12 protein-coding genes are annotated in these 19,858 nt (G+C 67.9%); 4 read left to right on the top strand and 8 right to left on the bottom strand.

Annotated elements, in window-relative coordinates; genetic code table 11:
- Positions 1-147: 147 nt before the first annotated feature.
- Both DL519_RS33265 and DL519_RS33260 read right to left on the bottom strand, forming a co-directional pair.
- Positions 148-489 carry a hypothetical protein gene (locus DL519_RS33265; protein WP_190820707.1) on the bottom strand — a complete coding sequence of 114 codons (342 nt, stop codon included), beginning with the start codon at positions 487-489 and terminating at the stop codon, positions 148-150.
- 74 nt (positions 490-563) lie between these two features.
- Positions 564-806: a zinc finger protein gene (locus DL519_RS33260; protein WP_190820705.1), complete on the bottom strand. Its 243-nt coding sequence runs from the start codon at positions 804-806 to the stop codon at positions 564-566.
- A gap of 345 nt (positions 807-1,151) precedes the next feature.
- Between DL519_RS33260 and DL519_RS33255 the strand changes: the two genes are divergently transcribed.
- Together DL519_RS33255 and DL519_RS33250 are read left to right on the top strand one after the other, a co-directional pair.
- Positions 1,152-2,054 (top strand): helix-turn-helix domain-containing protein, encoded by a 903-nt coding sequence (locus DL519_RS33255; RefSeq protein ID WP_190820703.1) that lies wholly within the window; start codon positions 1,152-1,154, stop codon positions 2,052-2,054.
- Between the two features lie 26 nt (positions 2,055-2,080).
- Entirely contained in the window at positions 2,081-2,281 is a 201-nt protein-coding gene (locus tag DL519_RS33250) for a DUF397 domain-containing protein (protein WP_190820701.1), read from the top strand.
- Between the two features lie 120 nt (positions 2,282-2,401).
- On the opposite strand, the gene DL519_RS33245 is transcribed toward DL519_RS33250, so the two are convergent.
- On the bottom strand, positions 2,402-6,313 hold the full coding sequence (locus tag DL519_RS33245) for a DNA-directed RNA polymerase subunit beta' (protein WP_190820699.1): 3,912 nt from the start codon (positions 6,311-6,313) through the stop codon (positions 2,402-2,404).
- Positions 6,314-6,422: 109 nt separating this feature from the next.
- Positions 6,423-9,917 carry a DNA-directed RNA polymerase subunit beta gene (gene rpoB / locus DL519_RS33240; RefSeq protein WP_190820696.1) on the bottom strand — a complete coding sequence of 1,165 codons (3,495 nt, stop codon included), beginning with the start codon at positions 9,915-9,917 and terminating at the stop codon, positions 6,423-6,425.
- A gap of 1,276 nt (positions 9,918-11,193) precedes the next feature.
- Between rpoB and DL519_RS33235 the strand changes: the two genes are divergently transcribed.
- Together DL519_RS33235 and DL519_RS33230 are read left to right on the top strand one after the other, a co-directional pair.
- A complete protein-coding gene (locus DL519_RS33235; protein WP_190820694.1) occupies positions 11,194-14,325 on the top strand; it encodes a CHAT domain-containing protein in 3,132 nt (1,043 codons plus the stop codon).
- 409 nt (positions 14,326-14,734) lie between these two features.
- Positions 14,735-15,832, top strand: a complete 1,098-nt coding sequence (locus DL519_RS33230) for an IS630 family transposase (protein ID WP_190817617.1) — start codon at positions 14,735-14,737, stop codon at positions 15,830-15,832.
- A 2-nt stretch (positions 15,833-15,834) separates the two neighbouring features.
- Here DL519_RS33230 and DL519_RS33225 read toward each other — a convergent pair whose 3' ends face one another.
- From DL519_RS33225 to DL519_RS33210, 4 genes are read right to left on the bottom strand one after another with little or no spacing between them, the layout of a single operon-like run.
- Entirely contained in the window at positions 15,835-16,809 is a 975-nt protein-coding gene (locus tag DL519_RS33225; RefSeq protein ID WP_190820692.1) for an ICP22 family protein, read from the bottom strand.
- Between the two features lie 37 nt (positions 16,810-16,846).
- On the bottom strand, positions 16,847-17,362 hold the full coding sequence (locus DL519_RS33220) for a nuclear transport factor 2 family protein (protein ID WP_190820690.1): 516 nt from the start codon (positions 17,360-17,362) through the stop codon (positions 16,847-16,849).
- A gap of 13 nt (positions 17,363-17,375) precedes the next feature.
- Positions 17,376-18,479, bottom strand: coding sequence for an MCE family protein (locus tag DL519_RS33215; protein ID WP_190820688.1), 1,104 nt, complete (start codon positions 18,477-18,479; stop codon positions 17,376-17,378).
- Positions 18,479-19,822: an MCE family protein gene (locus tag DL519_RS33210; RefSeq protein ID WP_223839870.1), complete on the bottom strand. Its 1,344-nt coding sequence runs from the start codon at positions 19,820-19,822 to the stop codon at positions 18,479-18,481. The genes DL519_RS33215 and DL519_RS33210 overlap by 1 nt, the downstream gene beginning before the upstream one ends.
- Positions 19,823-19,858 lie beyond the last annotated feature (36 nt).

The raw sequence follows: 19,858 nt of genomic DNA, 5'->3' as shown, positions 1-19,858 counted from the left end.
AGGTGATGAGTGAGGGGCACCCGCGCCCAATCGACCGGCCGACTAGAGTCCGCTCAAGGGTGCCCCTCACCTCGAAAAGCCGCGGGGATGCCAAAGGGAACTGGGCCTACTCCCACATGCGCCGAACTGGTGGGCATTGATGCCGCGCTACGAGATTCTGCGGACGGGATCGCCTGGAGGCTCCTCGCGGAGATGGTGTCGCCCGGCGGGCTGGTCGTCCGCACAGGCTGATTCGTCGGGGTCGGATTCCGGGAACCTCGGCGGTATTTCGGGAAATTCGTGGCCGACGCGGCGCTGTCCGGCGTCGCGGGGTTCGGCGTTTTCGGCTTCGATGTCGGCGATGAGATTCCAGACGGTGTAGTCACCTTCGCCGCTTCCGGCATGCTGACCCGCCGCGAACCCGATGCGCCATTCCGGTAGATGCTGGGCGAGGATGGCGAAGATCAGCAGGCTGAACAGGACGAACGTACAGAACTGGATCCAGAACACGGTGACACTCCTTCGGATGGGCGAGCCCTCGCTCCGTCTCGTCCCCGATTTCCATTGAAATCGAAGGGGCGGGTTCAATGGAAATTGCGGGACAGTGCGTCAAGGACAGGGGGGATCGTGAGCGCGTGCCAGCAGTCCATGCAGGTGTCCTCGCGGATCCGGTCCACTTCGGACCGATCATGCAGCTCCGCCGCATTCGATTCCGCACCGCAGAACGCCATCACCCGGTCCCCTGCCGGGACTTTCGTTGCCGCGATGGGGAAAGCGTGACGGCCTCCCGTGACCGGGCGCCAGACGTAAGTCAGGTAGTCGGACATGAACAACCTCCATTGCCGAAAAGAGCAGTTCTGTTTGTGGCCGGTGGCCGGGCGCACGGGGAGGGGGCGTTCACGCGCCCGGCCACCAGGGGTGGGCCGGTGTGGTGGAGGTCGGGGAAAGTCACCACACCGGCCCGGTTTGAACGCCCGCCCCGCCGTTGACCTGTGAGAAACCCGGCGGGACGGGCTGCCGGACTCCGTGACTAGCGCCACGCGTCTACCCGACGATTGAAATCGTAGTCCACGTAATTACGTGAGATCGATACTTCGATAGTGTGGATCTACGTACTGAGCTGACGAACGATGAGGCAGGATGTTGGCAACCGACCACCGACGGAGGTACGCATGGCCGAGAATTCGCACGAGGATCCCGGTTTCCAAGCCGATGACGGTCTTGAGTTCGGACCGACTCTGCGCAGGCGGCAGCTCGGCCGAAAGCTGCGCAACTACCGCGAACAAGCCGGACGCAAGGTGGCTGAGGCCGCCAAGTACGCCGGCTTGCGTGACGCGACGGTAAGTCGCATCGAAAACGGCCGCCACGCCATCAGGCCGGGCAATGTCCGGCTCTTGTGCCAGTTCTACGACGTCGGCGCACCGACCGTGGACACTCTCGTACGTCAGGCTGAGGATTCGAACGATCGCGGTTGGTGGACAGCGTTCTCAGACACCCTGGAGGACTGGTTCGAGACCTACGTTGACTTGGAAAGCGATGTGCGCGAGCTACTCACATACAGCCCGACGCTCGTCGATGGCCTGCTGCAGACGCCGGACTACGCCCTGGCGGTCATGCAGGGTGGTTGGCCCGAAGTGACCAAGGCCGAGCTTCATCGGTCGGTGGAACTCCGGCAGGCACGGCAGGAAAGACTCCATCAGCAAGGTTCGACGAAGCAGCTTCACGTCGTGTTCGACGAATCGGTCGTCCGCAGGGTCGTCGGTGGCCCCAACACCATGCGAGGACAACTTGAGTCGTTGGTCGAGTCGGCGGCAAAGCCGAACATCACGATCCAAGTGATCCCGTTCTCTGCTGGCGCACACGCGGGCATGAAGGGCGCCTTCTCCGTCCTTCGGTTCCCCGCAGGATTCGAGGACATGAACTCGGTGTACCTCGAAAACCGGCGTGGAGCGGTGTGGCAGGAACGACCCAACGACGTGGACCACTACAGCGGCGTCTTCAAGAGAGCAAGCGAGCAGGCTCTGTCGGCTGAGGAAACCGTTGAGCTCATGGATAGCCTGGTTAAGCACCTGTGAGGAACCAGGCTAGGGAGAAATATTAGATGATCGACTTTTCTGGCGCCGCCTGGCGCAAGAGCAGTCGGAGTGGCGACACAGGCCAGTGCGTCGAGTTGGCTCAGAACCTACCCGGCGTTTCTGCTGTTCGTGACTCGAAGGCCCCCGAGCAGGGCGCTCTGGTTTTCACCAAGGCCCAGCTCCAGACGTTCCTGACCACCGTCAAGTCAGGCCAGCTCGACCTCTGACACCGGACGAACGGCGCCCCGTCCCGGCACAGCTTCGGGACAGGGCGCTGTCGTCGCGGCACGGAGAAGGGCCCCTGTCCGGAGGAGTCGGACAGGGGCCCTTTGGTCAACCAGCTAACTTCAGCGGTAGTCGCGGCCGAAGTCGTAGTCGTCCAGCGGAACCGCCGCACCGGTGCCGGTGCCGAACACATCCGGGGTGTAGTAGCTGTCGTCGTAGGACGGGATCGCGTACGCCGCGGCCCGCGCCTCCTCCGTCGGCTGCACCTGGATGTTGCGGTACCGGTTGATGCCCGTACCAGCCGGGATCAACTTACCGATGATCACGTTCTCCTTCAGGCCGACCAGCTTGTCACTCGCGCCCTCGATCGCGGCGTTCGTGAGGATGCGGGTCGTCTCCTGGAAGGAGGCCGCCGACAGCCACGAATCGGTGGCCAGCGACGCCTTGGTGATGCCCATCAGGACCGGGCGGCCGGAAGCCGGGTCGCTGCCCTCGGCGACGACGCGGCGGTTCTCGGCCTCGAACTGCGAGCGCTCGACCGGCGAACCGGGCAGGAACTCGGTGGCACCCGAGTCGATGATGATGACCCGGCGCAGCATCTGGCGGACGATGACCTCGACGTGCTTGTCGTGGATGCCCACACCCTGCGAGCGGTACACCTCCTGCACCTCGCGAACCAGGTGCAGCTGGGCCTCGCGCGGGCCCATCACGCGCAGCACCTCGTGCGGGTCGACCGCACCTTCCAGCAGCTGCTGGCCGACCTCGATGTGGTCGCCGTCGGCGACCTGCCGCTCGGTGCCGTCGACCGAGATCGCCGCGAGCCGCTGCCGCTTGGACAGCTTGTCGTAGACGATCTCCTCGCCGCCGTCGTCCGGAATGATCGTGATCTTCCAGTAGCGGTCGTTGTCCTCCAGCCGGATCCGGCCCGAGGTGTCGGCGATCGGCGCCTTGCCCTTCGGGACCCGGGCCTCGAACAGCTCCTGGACACGCGGCAGACCGGTGGTGATGTCGTCACCGGCTACACCGCCCTGGTGGAACGTACGCATCGTCAGCTGCGTACCGGGCTCACCGATCGACTGGGCCGCGACGATGCCGACCGCCTCGCCGACGTCCACCAGCTTGCCGGTGGCCATCGAACGGCCGTAGCAGACCGCGCAGACGCCGACGCCGGACTCACAGGTCAGGACGCTGCGGACCTTGACCTTGGTGACGTTGGCGGCGAGCAGCTTCTCGATCGCCGGGTCACCCAGGTCCGAACCGCGAGCGAGCACGATGTTGCCGTCGGAGTCGGTGACGTCGTCGGCCGTGGTGCGGGCGTAGACGCTGGTCTCCACGTGCGCGTCGCGCAGGAGCTTGCCATCGTCCAGCAGCTCCGCGATCGGCATCCGGATGCCGCGCTCGGTGCCGCAGTCGGTCTCGCGGACGATGACGTCCTGCGAGACGTCCACCAGACGACGGGTCAGGTAACCCGAGTCGGCGGTCCGCAGCGCGGTGTCGGCGAGACCCTTGCGGGCACCGTGGTTGGAGATGAAGTACTCCAGCACGGAGAGGCCCTCACGGAAGTTCGCCTTGATCGGACGCGGGATGTACTCACCCTTCGGGTTCGACACCAGACCACGCATACCGGCCAGCTGGACGACCTGGGTCATGTTACCGGCGGCCCCGGACTTCACGATCATGCTGATCGAGTTGTCCTCCGGGAAGTTCGCCTCCATGGCCTCGGCGACCTCGTCCTTGGCGGCCGTCCAGACCTTGACCAGCTCCGCGTTGCGCTCCTGGTAGGACAGCGCACCGCGGCGGTACCGCTTCTCGACCTGGTCCGCCTTGGCCTCGTAGTTGTCCAGGATCTCGGTCTTGGCCGGTGGCACCACCACGTCGGTGATCGACACGGTCACCCCGGAACGGGTCGCCCAGTGGAAACCGGCGTCCTTGAGCTTGTCCAGGGTCTGCGCCACGGTGACCATCGGGTACCGCTCGGCCAGGTCGTTGACGATCGCGGCCTGCCTCTTCTTCGGCAGCAGGTCGTCGACGAACGGGTAGTCCTCGGGCAGCAGCTCGTTGAACCAGACCCGGCCGAGGGTGGTCTCGGCCAGCCACGGCTGACCGGGCTCCCAGCCCTCCGGCAGCTGGGCCTTGTTCGGCACCACGTCGCGCAGCCGGATCTTGATCGTGGCCTGCAGGTCCAGCACCCCGCGGTCGAAGGCCATGATGGCCTCGCCGACCGAGGAGAACGCCAGGCCCTCGCCCTTGGCACCGTCCACCTGACGGGTCAGGTGGTAGAGGCCGGTGACCATGTCCAGACGCGGCATAGCCAGCGGCCGACCGGAGGCCGGCGACAGGATGTTGTTGCTGGACAGCATCAGGATCCGGGCCTCGGCCTGGGCCTCGGCCGACAGCGGCAGGTGCACCGCCATCTGGTCACCGTCGAAGTCCGCGTTGAACGCCTCGCAGACCAGCGGGTGCAGCTGGATGGCCTTGCCTTCCACCAGCTGCGGCTCGAAGGCCTGGATGCCGAGGCGGTGCAGCGTGGGAGCACGGTTGAGCAGCACCGGGTGCTCGGCGATGACCTCTTCCAGCACGTCCCACACCTGCGGGCGCTGGCGCTCCACCATCCGCTTCGCGGACTTGATGTTCTGCGCGTGGTTGAGGTCGACCAGCCGCTTCATGACGAACGGCTTGAACAGCTCGACCGCCATTTCCTTCGGCAGACCGCACTGGTGCAGCTTCAGCTGCGGGCCGACCACGATGACCGAACGGCCGGAGTAGTCGACGCGCTTGCCGAGCAGGTTCTGGCGGAACCGGCCCTGCTTACCCTTGAGCAGGTCGGACAGCGACTTCAGCGGCCGGTTGCCCGGGCCGGTGACCGGACGCCCGCGACGGCCGTTGTCGAACAGCGCGTCCACGGACTCCTGCAGCATCCGCTTCTCGTTGTTGACGATGATCTCGGGAGCCCCGAGGTCGATCAGTCGCTTGAGGCGGTTGTTGCGGTTGATCACCCGGCGGTACAGGTCGTTGAGGTCGGAGGTGGCGAAGCGGCCACCGTCCAGCTGCACCATCGGACGCAGGTCCGGCGGGATGACCGGCACGCAGTTGAGCACCATGCCGCCCGGGTCGTTGCCGGTGGCCTGGAAGGCCGCCACGACCTTGAGCCGCTTGAGGGCGCGCAGCTTCTTCTGGCCCTTGCCGCTGCGGATGGTCTCGCGCAGCAGCACGGCCTCGGCGCCGATGTCGAAGGTCGACAGCAGCAACTGGATGGCCTCGGCACCCATGCCGCCGGTGAAGTACTCGCCGTACCGGTCGTAGAGCTCGCGGTACAGCATCTCGTCGGGGATGAGCTGGCGGGGCTCCAGCTTGGTGAAGGTCTCCCAGATCTCGTCGAGCTTGTCGAGCTCGCGCTGCGCGCGGTCGCGCAGCTGCTTCATCTCGCGCTCGGCGCCTTCCTTGACCTTGCGTCGCTGGTCGCTCTTGGCGCCTTCGGCTTCGAGCGCGGCCAGGTCGGCCTCGAGCTTCTGGGCCCGGGCCTCCAGGTCGGCGTCGCGCTGGTCGGCGACGCGCTTGCGCTCGACGCTGATCTCGCTCTCCAGCGTCGACAGGTCGTTGTGCCGCATCTCGGTGTTCACCGAGGTGATCACGTAGGCGGCGAAGTAGATGATCTTCTCGAGGTCCTTGGGGGCCAGGTCGAGCAGGTAGCCCAGCCGGGACGGGACGCCCTTGAAGTACCAGATGTGGGTCACGGCGGCGGCGAGCTCGATGTGGCCCATCCGCTCACGACGCACCTTGGCGCGGGTGACCTCGACGCCGCAGCGCTCGCAGATGATGCCCTTGAAGCGGACCCGCTTGTACTTGCCGCAGTAGCACTCCCAGTCCCGGGTCGGACCGAAGATCTTCTCGCAGAAGAGCCCGTCCTTCTCCGGCTTCAGGGTGCGGTAGTTGATGGTCTCGGGCTTCTTTACCTCGCCGTACGACCACTGGCGAATGTCGTCGGCGGTAGCGAGGCCGATGCGGAGTTCATCGAAGAAGTTGACGTCAAGCACGTCGGGTCTTCTCCCTTGATCGAAAGGTTCTGCCGGGTGTCGGCAGCGGTGCCAGGTTTGGGTCGGACGCCGGTCCGCGAGATCTCCTCCCGCGGACCGGCGGCGAGGTTCAGTGCGCGAGGTCGTCGACCGAGGCCGACTCGTTGCGGGACAGGTTGATGCCGAGGTTGGCCGCGGCACGCTCCAGGTCCTCGTCCTCGCTATCGCGCATCTCGATGGCCGCACCGTCGCTGGAGAGCACCTCGACGTTCAGGCACAGCGACTGGAGCTCCTTCAGCAACACCTTGAAGGACTCCGGGATGCCCGGCTCGGGGATGTTCTCGCCCTTGACGATCGCCTCGTAGACCTTGACGCGGCCGACCACGTCGTCGGACTTGATGGTCAACAGCTCCTGCAGCGTGTAGGCGGCGCCGTAGGCCTGCATGGCCCAGCACTCCATCTCACCGAAGCGCTGGCCACCGAACTGCGCCTTACCGCCCAGCGGCTGCTGGGTGATCATCGAGTACGGGCCGGTCGACCGGGCGTGGATCTTGTCGTCCACCAGGTGCGACAGCTTGAGGATGTACATGTACCCGACGGCGATCGGGTACGGGTACGGCTCCCCGCTGCGGCCGTCGAACAGTTGCGCCTTGCCGTCGGCGCCCACCATGCGCTCACCGTCGCGGTTCGGCCTGGTGGAGGCGAGCAGACCGGTGATCTCCTCCTCCCGCGCACCGTCGAAGACGGGGCTGGCGGTGTTGGTGCCCGGTTCCACCTCGTAGAGGTCGTCGGGCAGGCGCTTGGCCCACTCGGCCTCCCCGTCGATGGACCAGCCCTGCGAGGCGATCCAGCCGAGGTGCGTCTCCAGCACCTGACCGATGTTCATCCGTCGCGGCACACCGTGGGTGTTCAGGATGATGTCGACCGGGGTGCCGTCCGACAGGAACGGCATGTCCTCGGCGGGCAGGATCTTGCCGATGACGCCCTTGTTGCCGTGGCGGCCGGCGAGCTTGTCGCCGTCCTGGATCTTGCGCTTCTGCGCGACGTAGACCCGCACCAGCTGGTTGACGCCCGGGGGCAGCTCGTCGTCGTCCTCGCGGTTGAACACGCGGACGCCGATGACCTTGCCGGTCTCGCCGTGCGGCACCTTCAGCGAGGTGTCGCGGACCTCACGGGCCTTCTCGCCGAAGATCGCCCGCAGCAGCCGCTCCTCCGGGGTCAGCTCGGTCTCGCCCTTCGGGGTGACCTTGCCGACCAGGATGTCACCGCCCTGCACCTCGGCACCGATGCGGATGATGCCGCGCTCGTCGAGGTCGGCCAGCACGTCGTCGGAGACGTTCGGGATGTCCCGGGTGATCTCCTCGGCACCGAGCTTGGTGTCGCGCGCGTCGACCTCGTGCTCCTCGATGTGGATCGAGGTGAGCACGTCGTCCTGCACCAGGCGCTGGGACAGGATGATCGCGTCCTCGTAGTTGTGCCCCTCCCACGGCATGATCGCGACGAGCAGGTTCTTGCCCAGCGCCATCTCGCCGTCTTCGGTGCACGGCCCGTCCGCGATGACCTGCCCGACCTCGACCCGGTCGCCCTCGTTGACGATCGGCTTCTGGTTGATGCAGGTGCCGTGGTTGGACCGGGAGAACTTCTGCATCCGGTACGACCGGCGAGTGCCGTCATCGGCCATCACCGTGATGTAGTCGGCGCACAGCTCCTCGACCACACCGGCCTTCTCGGCGGTGATCACGTCACCGGCGTCGACCGCGGCGCGCAGCTCCATGCCGGTGCCCACCAGCGGCGACTCGCTGCGCAGCAGCGGCACCGCCTGGCGCTGCATGTTCGCACCCATCAGGGCGCGGTTGGCGTCGTCGTGCTCGAGGAACGGGATCATCGCGGTCGCGGCGGAGACCATCTGCCGCGGCGAGACGTCCATGTAGTCGATCTCGGTCGGTGCGAGCAGCTCGACCTCGCCGCCCTTGCGTCGACCCAGCACGCGCTCGTCGATGAAGTTGCCGTCCTCGTCGATCGGCGCGTTGGCCTGCGCCTTGACGTAGCGGTCCTCTTCGTCGGCGGTCAGGTAGTCGATCTGGTCGGTGACCCGGCCGTCGACGACCTTGCGGTACGGCGTCTCGATGAAGCCGAACGGGTTGATCCGCGCGAAGGTGGCCAGCGAGCCGATCAGACCGATGTTCGGGCCTTCCGGCGTCTCGATCGGGCACATCCGGCCGTAGTGCGACGGGTGCACGTCGCGGACTTCCATGCCCGCGCGCTCGCGGGACAGACCGCCCGGGCCGAGCGCGTTCAGCCGCCGCTTGTGCGTCAGGCCCGCGATCGGGTTGGTCTGGTCCATGAACTGCGAGAGCTGCGAGGTGCCGAAGAACTCCCGGATCGCCGCCGTGATCGGGCGGATGTTGATCAGGGTCTGCGGGGTGATCGCCTCGACGTCCTGGGTGGTCATCCGCTCCCGGACGACCCTCTCCATGCGGGACAGGCCGACCCGGACCTGGTTCTGGATCAGCTCGCCCACGGTGCGGATGCGCCGGTTGCCGAAGTGGTCGATGTCGTCGACCTCGACCGGCACGGTCGCGCCTTCACCCTGACCGCGCGCGGGCATCTCGGTCTCGGCGCCGTGCAGCCGGACCAGGTACTCGATCGTGGTGACGATGTCTTCCTCGGTGAGCACGCCGACTTCGTACGGCTCGCCCATGCCGAGCTTCTTGTTGACCTTGTAGCGGCCGACGCGGGCGAGGTCGTAGCGCTTCTCCTTGAAGAACAGGTTCTCCAGGAGCGTCTGCGCGCTCTCCTTCGTCGGCGGTTCGCCCGGGCGCAGCTTGCGGTAGATGTCCAGCAGCGCTTCGTCCGTGCCGGCGGTGTGGTCCTTCTCCAGGGTCGCCATCAGGGTCTCGGAGAAGCCGAACCGCTCGCGGATCGCCTCGGCCGACCAGCCCAGCGCCTTCAGCAGCACGGTGACCGGCTGGCGGCGCTTGCGGTCGATGCGGACGCCGACGGTGTCGCGCTTGTCGACGTCGAACTCCAGCCACGCACCGCGGCTGGGGATGATCTTGACGCTGAAAACGTCCTTGTCCGTGGTCTTGTCCACCGACTGGTCGAAGTAGACACCGGGGGAACGGACGAGCTGGGAGACCACGACCCGCTCGGTGCCGTTGATGATGTAGGTCCCCTTGTTGCTCATCATCGGGAAGTCACCCATGAACACCGTCTGGCTCTTGATCTCGCCGGTGGTGTGGTTGGTGAACTCCGCGGTGACGAACAGCGGGGCCGCATACGTCACGTCCTTGTCCTTGCACTCCTCGACGGAGGCCTTGACCTCGTCGAAGCGTGGGTCGGAGAAAGACAGCGACATCGATCCGGAGAAGTCCTCGATCGGGGAGATCTCGTTCAGGACCTCCTCAAGACCGCCAACCGGATTCTCCTCGCCGGCGTCGACCCGGCGCTGGAACCAGGCCTCGTTACCGACAAGCCATTCGAAGGACTGGATCTGAAGGTCTAGCAGGTTCGGCACGTTCAACGGCTCGCGAATGTTCGCGAACGAGACCCGCTTGGGTGCCCCAGGGATCCCCGACGTGTAGTTGGAAGCTGCAGAGACCTTGGTCGCGCGGGAGACTGCCAAGATGCGTCCTTCCGGGACTCTGAACTGGCTACAGCCGCGTCAGCGAAAGGTGCCCGGCGAATGCGACCGACGGGGTCCGTATCCGCTGTCACACTCCGCTAGCACAGCTGTCAAGGGTGCAATGGCGCCTACGATCCTACGGTCCGGTGCAGGACAGACGGAAAGAAGGCAGCGCAAAGTAGCAGTCTAGCCGGAATCACGCCAGCTGTCGAGGGGGCACACCGATGGCGGCCCAGCCCCGCGTCGAGGACCAGAGTGAACCCGCGCGCGCCGCCAGTCAAGAGATCACGCTTCGATCACCCTCGTGGCGCAAAACACGATCACCGGCCGTGATCGCCGATGACATGCTTTTGCCTGGTCAGCAGGGGTACCTCTAAGTAACTTCCGGCACTCCGGAGCGACACTCGCGACACCCCCGCGAACGGCCCTTGCAGGCCTCCCGGGCATCGGCCCGGGGGTGACGAGCACCTCAACACGCGGGGTCGGCGTCTCTATTCCCGGGACGACCGAAGCCGAACGGGGTCATTCCCGCGAAGCCACTCTCGATCATTAACGCCTTGTGCTCACATCGACACCGGCGGTCATCGAGATCGCGGAATTCGATCTCCGAATTCCCGATCTCGACCGAGAGGCCGATTTGCGCTCGGCCACCCGGCGTGCCGAGAACGGCACTCGCCGCGACCGACACCGATTACCACCCGGGTTGCCGGCCAATTCCACCACTTTCGCCGCGGTGGCCGTTTTCGCCCCCGCCTGAGCGATCGGCGCGAATCCCGCCCCAGGCGTCCGCGGTTGCACCTGCGGCCGCGACCCCGGGGCGACGCCGGGCCGACGCGGCTCGACGCGCCGGTGGGCGTCGTCGCACCTGGCACCCGGGGTCCTATATGGACACCCGCGGGACGAGCACGGACCGCACAGGGGCCCGCACAGCGGGGCACACCCGACCAACGGGAACGGCGACCACGACGACGTCCGCGGCGGGGACTACGGCGTCAGCCGACTCGCACCGCAGCCGACCGACCTCGAGGCCGTCGTTGCCACTTTGTGGCAGTCGTGAGTATTAATGGTTGCAGGAACAACCACTGCTCCTCCCGGGTCGAGCACTTTCTCTCGTCGCGACGATGCGGCGGATGGTGCCGGTGGGCACAACTGCCCATCGGCACGATCTCGGGTGACGCACGTGGGCTACTCGACGACCGCGTCCGCCGGTAGCGTGATACGCCCCACCGCGCCCCGACGCATACCCCGGGTGGGCAGGCCACAGGAGAACGAACCGATGACAGACGACCGCGCGAACGAGCGGTTCAGCGGGCTGCAGCGTTGGACAGGGGGGCCGGAACGCAGCGGCTCCAGCTCCAGCTGGTTCTCCGGCGAGCAGGACGCCGTCGCGCACCAACCCCGGCAACCCCCGCAAACCCCGGAAGCGGCGGCACCGGAACCCCCGCGCAGCGCCGAGCAGCGCTACGCCGACGCCGTCGCGGCGATGAACAAGATCGTCACCACCCTGGACTTCGACCAGCTGCCCTGGGTCACCGAGGTGCTCCGCGCCACCGCCGGCGTGCTGCACGAAACCGACCCGGCGCGCGCGGGCGTGCTCAACAACCTGGGCAGCGCGGCACAGCTGACGCACCTGCGCAGCGGCGAGCTGGCCGACCTCGAAGAAGCGATCTCCCACTACCGGTCGGCGACGGCTGCGGCGCACAGCAGCGACAACGACCGGATGCTCTATCAGTGCAACCTCGCGCTGGCGCTCACCGACCTGGCGGGCAAGACCGGCAGCGCCACCGCCGCCGCGGAGAGCGCGCAGGTCGCGCGGGAGACCGTCGAGCAGACTCCGCGCCGCGACCAGCGGCGGGCGATGGCACTGGTCCGGCTCGCCAACGCGTTAAAGCTGCACGCCCTGCTGGCCGACGCGCCGGAGTCTGACGACGAGTCGATCGACGTGTTCCGGGAGGCCGTCCGGATCTCCCCGGCAAACGACCCAACGACCTCCGAGCTGCTGATCAACCTCGGGGCGGCGCTGCTGCGCCGGTTCGAGCGGGGCGGCTCGTCCGAAGACCTGGACGAGGGCATCAAGCACCTCGGGTCCGGCGCGGGAGCTCTCGCCGACGGCGAACCCCGGCGCGCCGCCCTTTGCCACCTGGCGAACGCGCTGCGGCTGCGGTTCCAGCAGAACGGGGACCTGACCGACCTCAACTCGGCGATCAGCGAGCTGATCGGCGTGCTCGGGGTGCTCGACGGCGGGAATCCGCTGCTCGGCACGGCGGTGTGGCATCTCGCCGCGGCCACCGTCGAGCACGTGGACGCCACCGGCGAGGCCAGCCAGCTGCGCCGCGTGCTGCGGCCGATCGCCCCGGCGGTGCGCGCGATGTCGCCCGACGACCCGAGCCGCGCGGTCGCCCTCACCGGTTACGCGACCCTGCTGCGCAGGCACTTCCTGCACGGCGCGGAGGCCAAGGTGCTGGACACCGCGGTCACCGCAGGGGAGGCGGCGGTGGAGGCGGCGGCCGGCGAGCAACGCGACGCGGTGTTGAACTCGCTGATCAGCACGCTGATCAGCCGCTTCGAGCACCTCGGCGACAGCGCCGACCTGGACCGGGCCGCCCAACTAGCGCGCGAGGCCTTGAAGGGCGACGTGGCCGCGCAGCCCGCGGCCTGGACGCAGCTCGGCATCGTGTCGGCGCACCGGTTCCGGACGAGCGCCAAGACGCGGGACATCGAGGCCGCGATCGAGCTGTTCGACCAGGCGCTCATCGCGATACCGCAGAACGCGCACTCCCGCGCGGGAGTGGCGATCCACCTCGGTCGCGCGCTGCAGACGCTCTACCAGCGCAGCTCCCGCCGCCGGCACTACCGGTGGGCACGCAAGGTGCTGATGGAGGCGGCCGAGCAGCCCAACGCCCCTGCCGACCAGCGGCTTCGGGCGGCGGGACTGGCGGGCCGGATCTGCGCGCAGGCGCACCGGTGGCCGGAGGCGCTGGAGTCGTTCGAGCTCGCGGTCGATCTGCTGCCGCTGGTCACGCGCGGCAAGCGGGTCGTCGCGTCGCCGACCGCGCAGCAGCGGTGGGCGTCGATCGCGGCGGACGCCGCGGCGTGCGCGTTGGAGAACGGCGAGCCCGAGCGGGCCGTGGAACTGCTGGAGCACGGGCAGACGGCGATCCTGGCGGACTTCCTGCCGACCGGCGGGGAACTAGGCGCGCTGCACCGCTCCCACCCGGACCTCGCGGACGAGGTGGTCCGGTTGCGGAGGCTGCTGGACCGCCCGGCGGACGAACCGGTGCTCACCGGGTCCGGCGACCGGATGCGGCTGGCGCGCACGTGGGACGAGCTGGTCGCGGAGATCCGCGCCGTGCAGCCGAGGCACTTGCTGCGCACGCCGTTCGCGGAGCTGGCCACCGCGGCGCAGGACGGTTCCGCGGTGCTGGTCAACCTCAGCCGCTACCGGTCGGACGCGCTGGTGATCATCGCGGGGCGGGTGCTGACCGTGCCGCTGCCGAACGCCAATCCGGAAACCGCGGCCGAGCGCGCCGCCGACCTGCTGGCCGCCGCGCAGGAGGACGACCACGGGACGCTGTCCGACGCCCTCGACTGGACCTGGGACCGCATCGCGCGGCCGGTCCTGGATCGGATGGGCTATCTGCGCGAGCCGGAGCTCGGCGCCCGGTGGCCCAGGGTGTGGTGGAGCGCCCTCGGCGCGATGGCGTTCCTGCCGGTGCACGCGGCGACCGCGCGAACCGGAGAGTCCACTTTGGACCGGGTTGTGTCGTCGTACACCCCGACGTTGGGCTGCCTGCTCCGGGCGGGCAAGCGGCCGGTGCCGACGGGCGGCACCGCCCTGGTCGCGGCCGGGTCGGCGCTGCAGGTCGGGCGGGAACTGCCGCCGCAGAACCAGGTTCTGGCGCAGCACTGGCCGTCGGCGGAGATCCTCTCGGTGGAGAGCACCAGCGCGGCGGAGATGCTGCAGGTGCTGCCGCAGCACCCGTGGCTGCACGTGTGCGAGCCGAGCTCCCAGTTCCCGGCGCAGCCGGCGGCGGGCCTGCTGCTGGACCGCGAGTCCCCGCAGCGGCCGCTGGGCCTGGTCGAGCTGGGCCAGGTGGCGCTCGACGAGGCGGAGTTCGGCTACCTCGGCCAGTGCGCGACGGCGGCGGATCCGCCGTGCGGGGCGGCGGTGTCGCTGCCGGGAGCACTGGGCTTCGCGGGCTTCACGCACGTCATCGGCACCCTGTGGGAGATCGACGAGGGCAGCGCGGTGCAGGTGCACGCGGACGTCTACGCGGCGGTGTTCGGCGGCGAGGAGTACGACACGGACAGCTCGGCCTACGCCCTGCACAACGCGGCCCGGAACCTCCGCGCCCGTTACCCGGAAGAGCACTGCCTCTGGTCAGCCCACGTCCACATCGGACCATGACGGCGTGCTGCTGCTTCAGCCGGCGGCGCGGACTTCGACGATCCGGTTGTCCAGGGCGGCGCCGATCTCGGCCGGACCGAGTGCAGCGAGCACGAGTTCCGGGCCGACGCCCGGGCGTTACTGCTGGGTGAAGCCGTAGCGGCGCTCCGGTTCATTGCGCATGTTGGTCGACGGACAAGCGCTGAGTCGCCAGGTGGTCGTGAGTGCGAAAACCGGCTCCAACCCGCTTACGCACGCACGACACCGGGTCACCGATTGGGGCAGCGCTCAGCCCACTCTGCTTCGCGTCGGCCAGGGGGTTGCGGTGGCCGAGGTTCCTGAGCCGCTGCGGGGCTGAACGTCATTGGGAACAGCCGGAATCCCTCCTACTAGTGTGTCGCGCCGAAAATTGGCGCGCTAAGTCGTTACGATGGTTGCTGTGTCTCGAACTGGGCGTCCGAAAGCGGAGTTGGTGTTGACCGATGCCGAGCGTGGGCAGTTGATCCGGTGGTCGCGGCGGGCGAAGTCGTCGCAGGCCCTGGCGTTGCGGTCGCGGATCGTGCTGGCGTGTGCGGAGCCGGGGATGACCAACAAGCAGGTCGCCGCTGATCTGCGGATATCGGCGAACACTGTGAACAAGTGGCGGCGACGGTTCGTGGACAAGCGGTTGGAGGGCTTGGTCGACGAGCCTCGGCCGGGTCGGCCGCCCTCGATCCTGTTGGACAAGGTCGAGGAGGTGATCACCGCGACGCTGGAAGAGAAGCCGAAGAACGCGACGCACTGGACGCGTAAGTCGATGGCGGAGAAGTCGGGGTTGTCCAAATCCACGATCGGACGAATCTGGCAGAAGTTCGAGCTCAAACCGCATCTGGTCGACAGGTTCAAGCTGTCGAGCGATCCGTTGTTCGTGGAGAAGGTCGTCGATGTTGTTGGCCTGTACCACAATCCGCCGGAGAAGGCGGTGGTGTTGTGCGTGGATGAGAAGTCGGGCATGCAGGCGCTGGATCGGTCCCAGCCGGTGCTGCCGGCGATGCCCGGGATGCCGGAACGTCGCAGCCATGACTACGTCCGCCACGGTGTGACCAGTCTGTTCGCGGCGTTCGACATCGCCGATGGCACGGTGATCTCCGAGATCCACCGGCGGCGTCGGGCGGTGGAGTTCAAGAAGTTCCTGGTCACCATCGACAAGACCGTTCCCGCTGAGTTGGACGTATATCTGGTGTGCGACAACCTGTCCACTCACAAGACGCCCGCCATCAACGCGTGGCTGGCCAGGCATCCGCGTTTCCATATGCATTTCACTCCCACCGGTTCGTCCTGGATTAACCAGGTCGAGCGCTGGTTTGGCTTCCTCACCGATCAACTCCTTCGTCGCGGCGTCCACAAAAGCGTTGCGGCGCTGGAGAAAGACGTCCGGGAGTGGATCAAGGGCTGGAACGAGGATCCGAAGCCGTTCGTCTGGAAGAAGACCGCGGAGGAGATCCTTGACTCCCTCGCACGATATATCTCACGGATTTCCGGCGCGTGACACTAGCGGAGAGTGATCTGGGTGATCTTCCACCGGTCGCCCTGCTTCTGGGCGCTCACCGAGATCTGGGCCGGGCCGACGTTGCTCTCGCCGGTGTTGGCGCGCATCGCGTGCTGGTCGACGAACAGCAGGAGCTCGGCGTGGTCGCCCTGCAGCCGCGTCACCGCGCTGCTCTTCACCGTCGTGGTGACGATCAGCTGCTGCTGCGGGGCCTGCTCCCGGACCACCTTGAACAGGTCGTCGTACCGCTGCACGGCCGACCCGACGAGCACGTCCCGCGCGACTGCCTCGGTCTTGGCCGTGTCGTTGAAGTCGTAGGAGAACACCTTCTCCACGGCATCGCTGATCTGCCCGTTGACCTCGCTGGTCGCCCCGGCCGAAACCAACGCCTCGTTGGCCGCGGCCCCGGAGAACCGCGCGGAGTACGCCTCGACGCCGAACCACACGGCCAACCCGATGAACACGGCCGCGACGCCGAACAGCACCCACGCCACCGTCCCGCCGCGCTTCGCGCCCCCGGTGCCCGGTCCCCCCGCGGCAATGCTCCCGTACACGGCCTGGGCATCCGCAGCGGCGGCGAGCCGAACGGACTCGGCGGGCTCCGCCATCTTGGCCGCATCCTGCTCCGGTTCGGCCCGAGCCGAAAGCACGGCCTCGCCGCTGGGGCGCGCCGCCGGATCAGTCTCCGCTCCGGACGTTTCGCCGCGCTCCGCAACGGCTTTCCCCGCGGAATCGGGCTCCGCCACATCCGCTCCGCCCGGCTCCGCCGCAGAACTCCGCTCCGCGTCCGCTTTTCCGCGCTCCGCGACGGAGCCCCGCCCGGCTTCACCGGAGCTCCGCTGCTCGCGTTCGGTTCGCCGCGCTTCCCGCGCCTCTTCCTGGAGGGTCTCGTCGTGGAGGGTTGCGCGGTTGCGCAGGCCCGCCACCTTCGGGCGGCGGGTTGGCGGCTGGCGGTCGTTGCGGCGGTTGCTTGGCACTGACTGCACTCCTCGAATTGCTTGCGAGTCTCGCCGATCAGCCGACCGGCACGGTGCCGAGCCCGCTGAGCTTCCACATCTCGCCTTCGCGCGCGAGCTCGGCCTGGTAACGGTCCTGCTTGTTGGCCGGCTGCTGGCCGTCGATGGTGACGGTCACCTGCACGACGGCGATCATCCGGGCCTTGCCGGCGCGCTCGTCGAGCTCGACGATCCCCGCGTCGAGGATCCTGGCCGTCGTGCTGCTCTTGGCCTGCCCGATCTGGGACGCGTAGTTCTGCCGCCCCTGCCGGACCTCGTCGCGCAGCGGGCCGGTCGAGTTGTCCTCCCAGCGCTGCAGGCCGCGATCCACGTCCCGGTAGTCCAGGGTGTTGAAGTTGATGATCGCGCTCTGCCCGTCACGCAGCGCCGCGTCGCGCACCTCGGCGCGGGACACCGAGGAGTTGTTGGCGGCCATCGCCCAGGTGAGGCCCAGGCCCACGCAGGCCACCAGGCTGATCGCGAGCGCCACCAGGGCCACGACCAGGCGCCCCCGCCCCGTTGCTTCAGTGGGCATGTCCGCCTACTTCCTACTGTCCCGGTGCATTCTGTGCGCCGCGCACCGACGTCTCACTGCCCGGTGGCTCCAAGCATCGCGCGTTGGTGTTCAGCGGCATCGGGCGGAAGTCCGTCCCGTTGCGCCGCTCGGTCTGCTCGTAGCCCTTGGTGCACGGCAGCGGGTCGAACATGTTGAGCGCCAAGCCGAAGTGTGCCGTGCCGTCGCCGGGCACCACGGTGTTGCTGGAGGTGACGATGGCCGGGTAGAGCGTCATGATCTGCTCGATGCCGTCGACGCGGGTCGCCATCACCTGCGAGGTCGTGGTGAGGTTCGCCAGCAGCGGGCCGAGCTGCGGGTTCTCGCGCAGGAAATCGCTGACCTGGCGGGCGGCCGGCGGAGCGCGCTCGATCACGGCCCGCAGGTCGCCGTCGGAATTCTTCAGCGACTCCGACAGCAGCCGCAGGTCCTTGCCGAACGACTTGATCGCCGAGCCCTGCTCGTTCTGCGTGGCGAGCACGGTCTTGCCGTCCGCCAGCAGCTGCACGGTCTGCGGCAGGTGCTCTTGCGCGGCGTTGGTGAACTCCCGGCTGGTATCCAGGATGGTCCGCAGGTGGCCGCCGTTGTCGCGGAACGCGGTGCCCAGTTCGCTGACCACGGTGCGCAGCGAGTCCTCCGGCACCGAGTTCGCGAACGAGTCCAGGTTCGTCATCAGCTGTTCCACCGGCAGCGGGGTGGTCGCGGAGTGCTGCGAGATCACCGAGCCGTCCTGCAGGAACGGCCCGTCGTCGCGCTTGGGGCGCAGGTCGACGTACTGCTCGCCGACCGCGGAACGGTTGGTCACCACCGCCTGCACGTCGGTGGGGATCCGCGGCGCACTGGATTCGATGTCCAGCGGCACCTCCACCCCGGTGCTGGTCAGCCGCAGGTCGCCGACCCGGCCCACCGGGACCCCGCGGTAGGTGACCTCGGCGTTGTCGAAGACGCCGCCGGTGTCGGCGAGTTGCAGGGTGACCACGTAGCCGCGCGGGCCGAACAGCCGGTCCAGCCCCGCGTAGCGGGCTCCGGCATAGCTGACGCAGACCAGGGCGATCGCGACGAACGCGATGATCTGCAGACGCACTCGACGGGTGAGCATCAGCGACCCCCTCCCAGCAAGGAACCCAGCAGGCCGCCGGGCTTGTGCTCCGGTTCCGCCGGTGGCGGCGGGGCCTGCTCCGGCGGTGGTTGCGGCGACAGCGGCAGCGGGATGGACTTCAGCGCGTCCGGCAGCGGGATCAGCGGCTGCCGGCTGCGGCCCAGGTTCTCCAGCACGTGGGTGAGGTCCAGGTCCGCGTTGATGTAGAGGTTCGTGAAGTCGCTGTTGCCGATGCCCTCGACCGCGTTGTCCGGGAACGGGAAGGAGACCAGCACCTCCAGCGACTTCGGCAGGCTCTCGCCGGCGGCGGCCAGCTGGTTCAGGGCCGGGGCGAGCTGGTTGAGGTTGTGCACCAGGTCGTCGCGGGAGCGGTTGACCACGTCGGTGGCGACGCCGGAGAGCTGGTCGAGCGACTGCAGCATGGTGACCAGCTGCGTGCGCTGCTCGTTGAGCACCCGCAGTCCCGGCTCCAGGTCGCGCAGCGCGACGTCGATGCTGCCGCGCTGGTCGTTGAGGCGTGCGCTGAGCCGGTTGATGCTGTCCAGGGCGCGGGTGATGTCGTCGCGCTGCGCGTCCAGCCCGGTGACAAGCTCGTCCAAATTGGACAGCAGGCCGCGGACGTCGGACTCTCGACCCTCTAGCGCGGCGTTGAGCTCCTTGGTGATGTTCTGCAGCTGCGCGACGCCGCCGCCGTTGAGCAGCATGGACAGCGCCCCGAGCACCTCTTCCACCTCGGGGTTGCGGCCGGTGCGCTCGACGCCGATCAGGTCGCCGTCGGCGAGCCGGCCGACCGCGGGCGTACCCTGCGGCGGGTTGGCGAGCTCGACGTACTTCTCGCCGAGCAGGCTGGACTGCCGCAGCCGGGCGGTGGCGTTGGCCGGGAGGTTCACGTCGCCGTTGACCAGTACGGTCACCTCGGCCTGCCAGGAATCCGGGGCGAGGTCGATGGTCGAGACCCGGCCTACCGGCACGTCGTTGACCCGGACGCCGGAGTTGGGCACCAGGTCCAGCACGTCGGTGAACCGCACCTTCACCTCGTACGGGTGGCTGCCGGTGTCGGCGCCGCCGGGCAGCGGCATGTCGTAGACGCCGCGCGAGCTGCATCCGGCCAGCACCACCAGGGTCAGCGCGGCGGCCCCGACCTTCGAACCACGTCGCAACGACGACCGTGCCCGCCCCAAGAGGATCCGCCCCAAGAGGATCCGCCCCAAGAGGATCCGCCCCAAGAGGATCCGCCCCAAGAGGATCCGCCCCAAGAGGATCCGCCCCAAGAGGATCCGCCCCAAGAGGATCCGCCCCAAGAGGATCCGCCCCAAGAGGATCCGCCCCAAGAGGATCCGCAAGTTCCATTGAAATCGAAGGTTCGATTTCAATGGAAC

The organism is Saccharopolyspora pogona (genome assembly GCF_014697215.1).
Lineage (GTDB): Bacteria > Actinomycetota > Actinomycetes > Mycobacteriales > Pseudonocardiaceae > Saccharopolyspora > Saccharopolyspora hattusasensis.
Note: the sequence above shows the minus strand (reverse complement) of the source record. Positions and strands in the feature narration are given on the sequence as shown.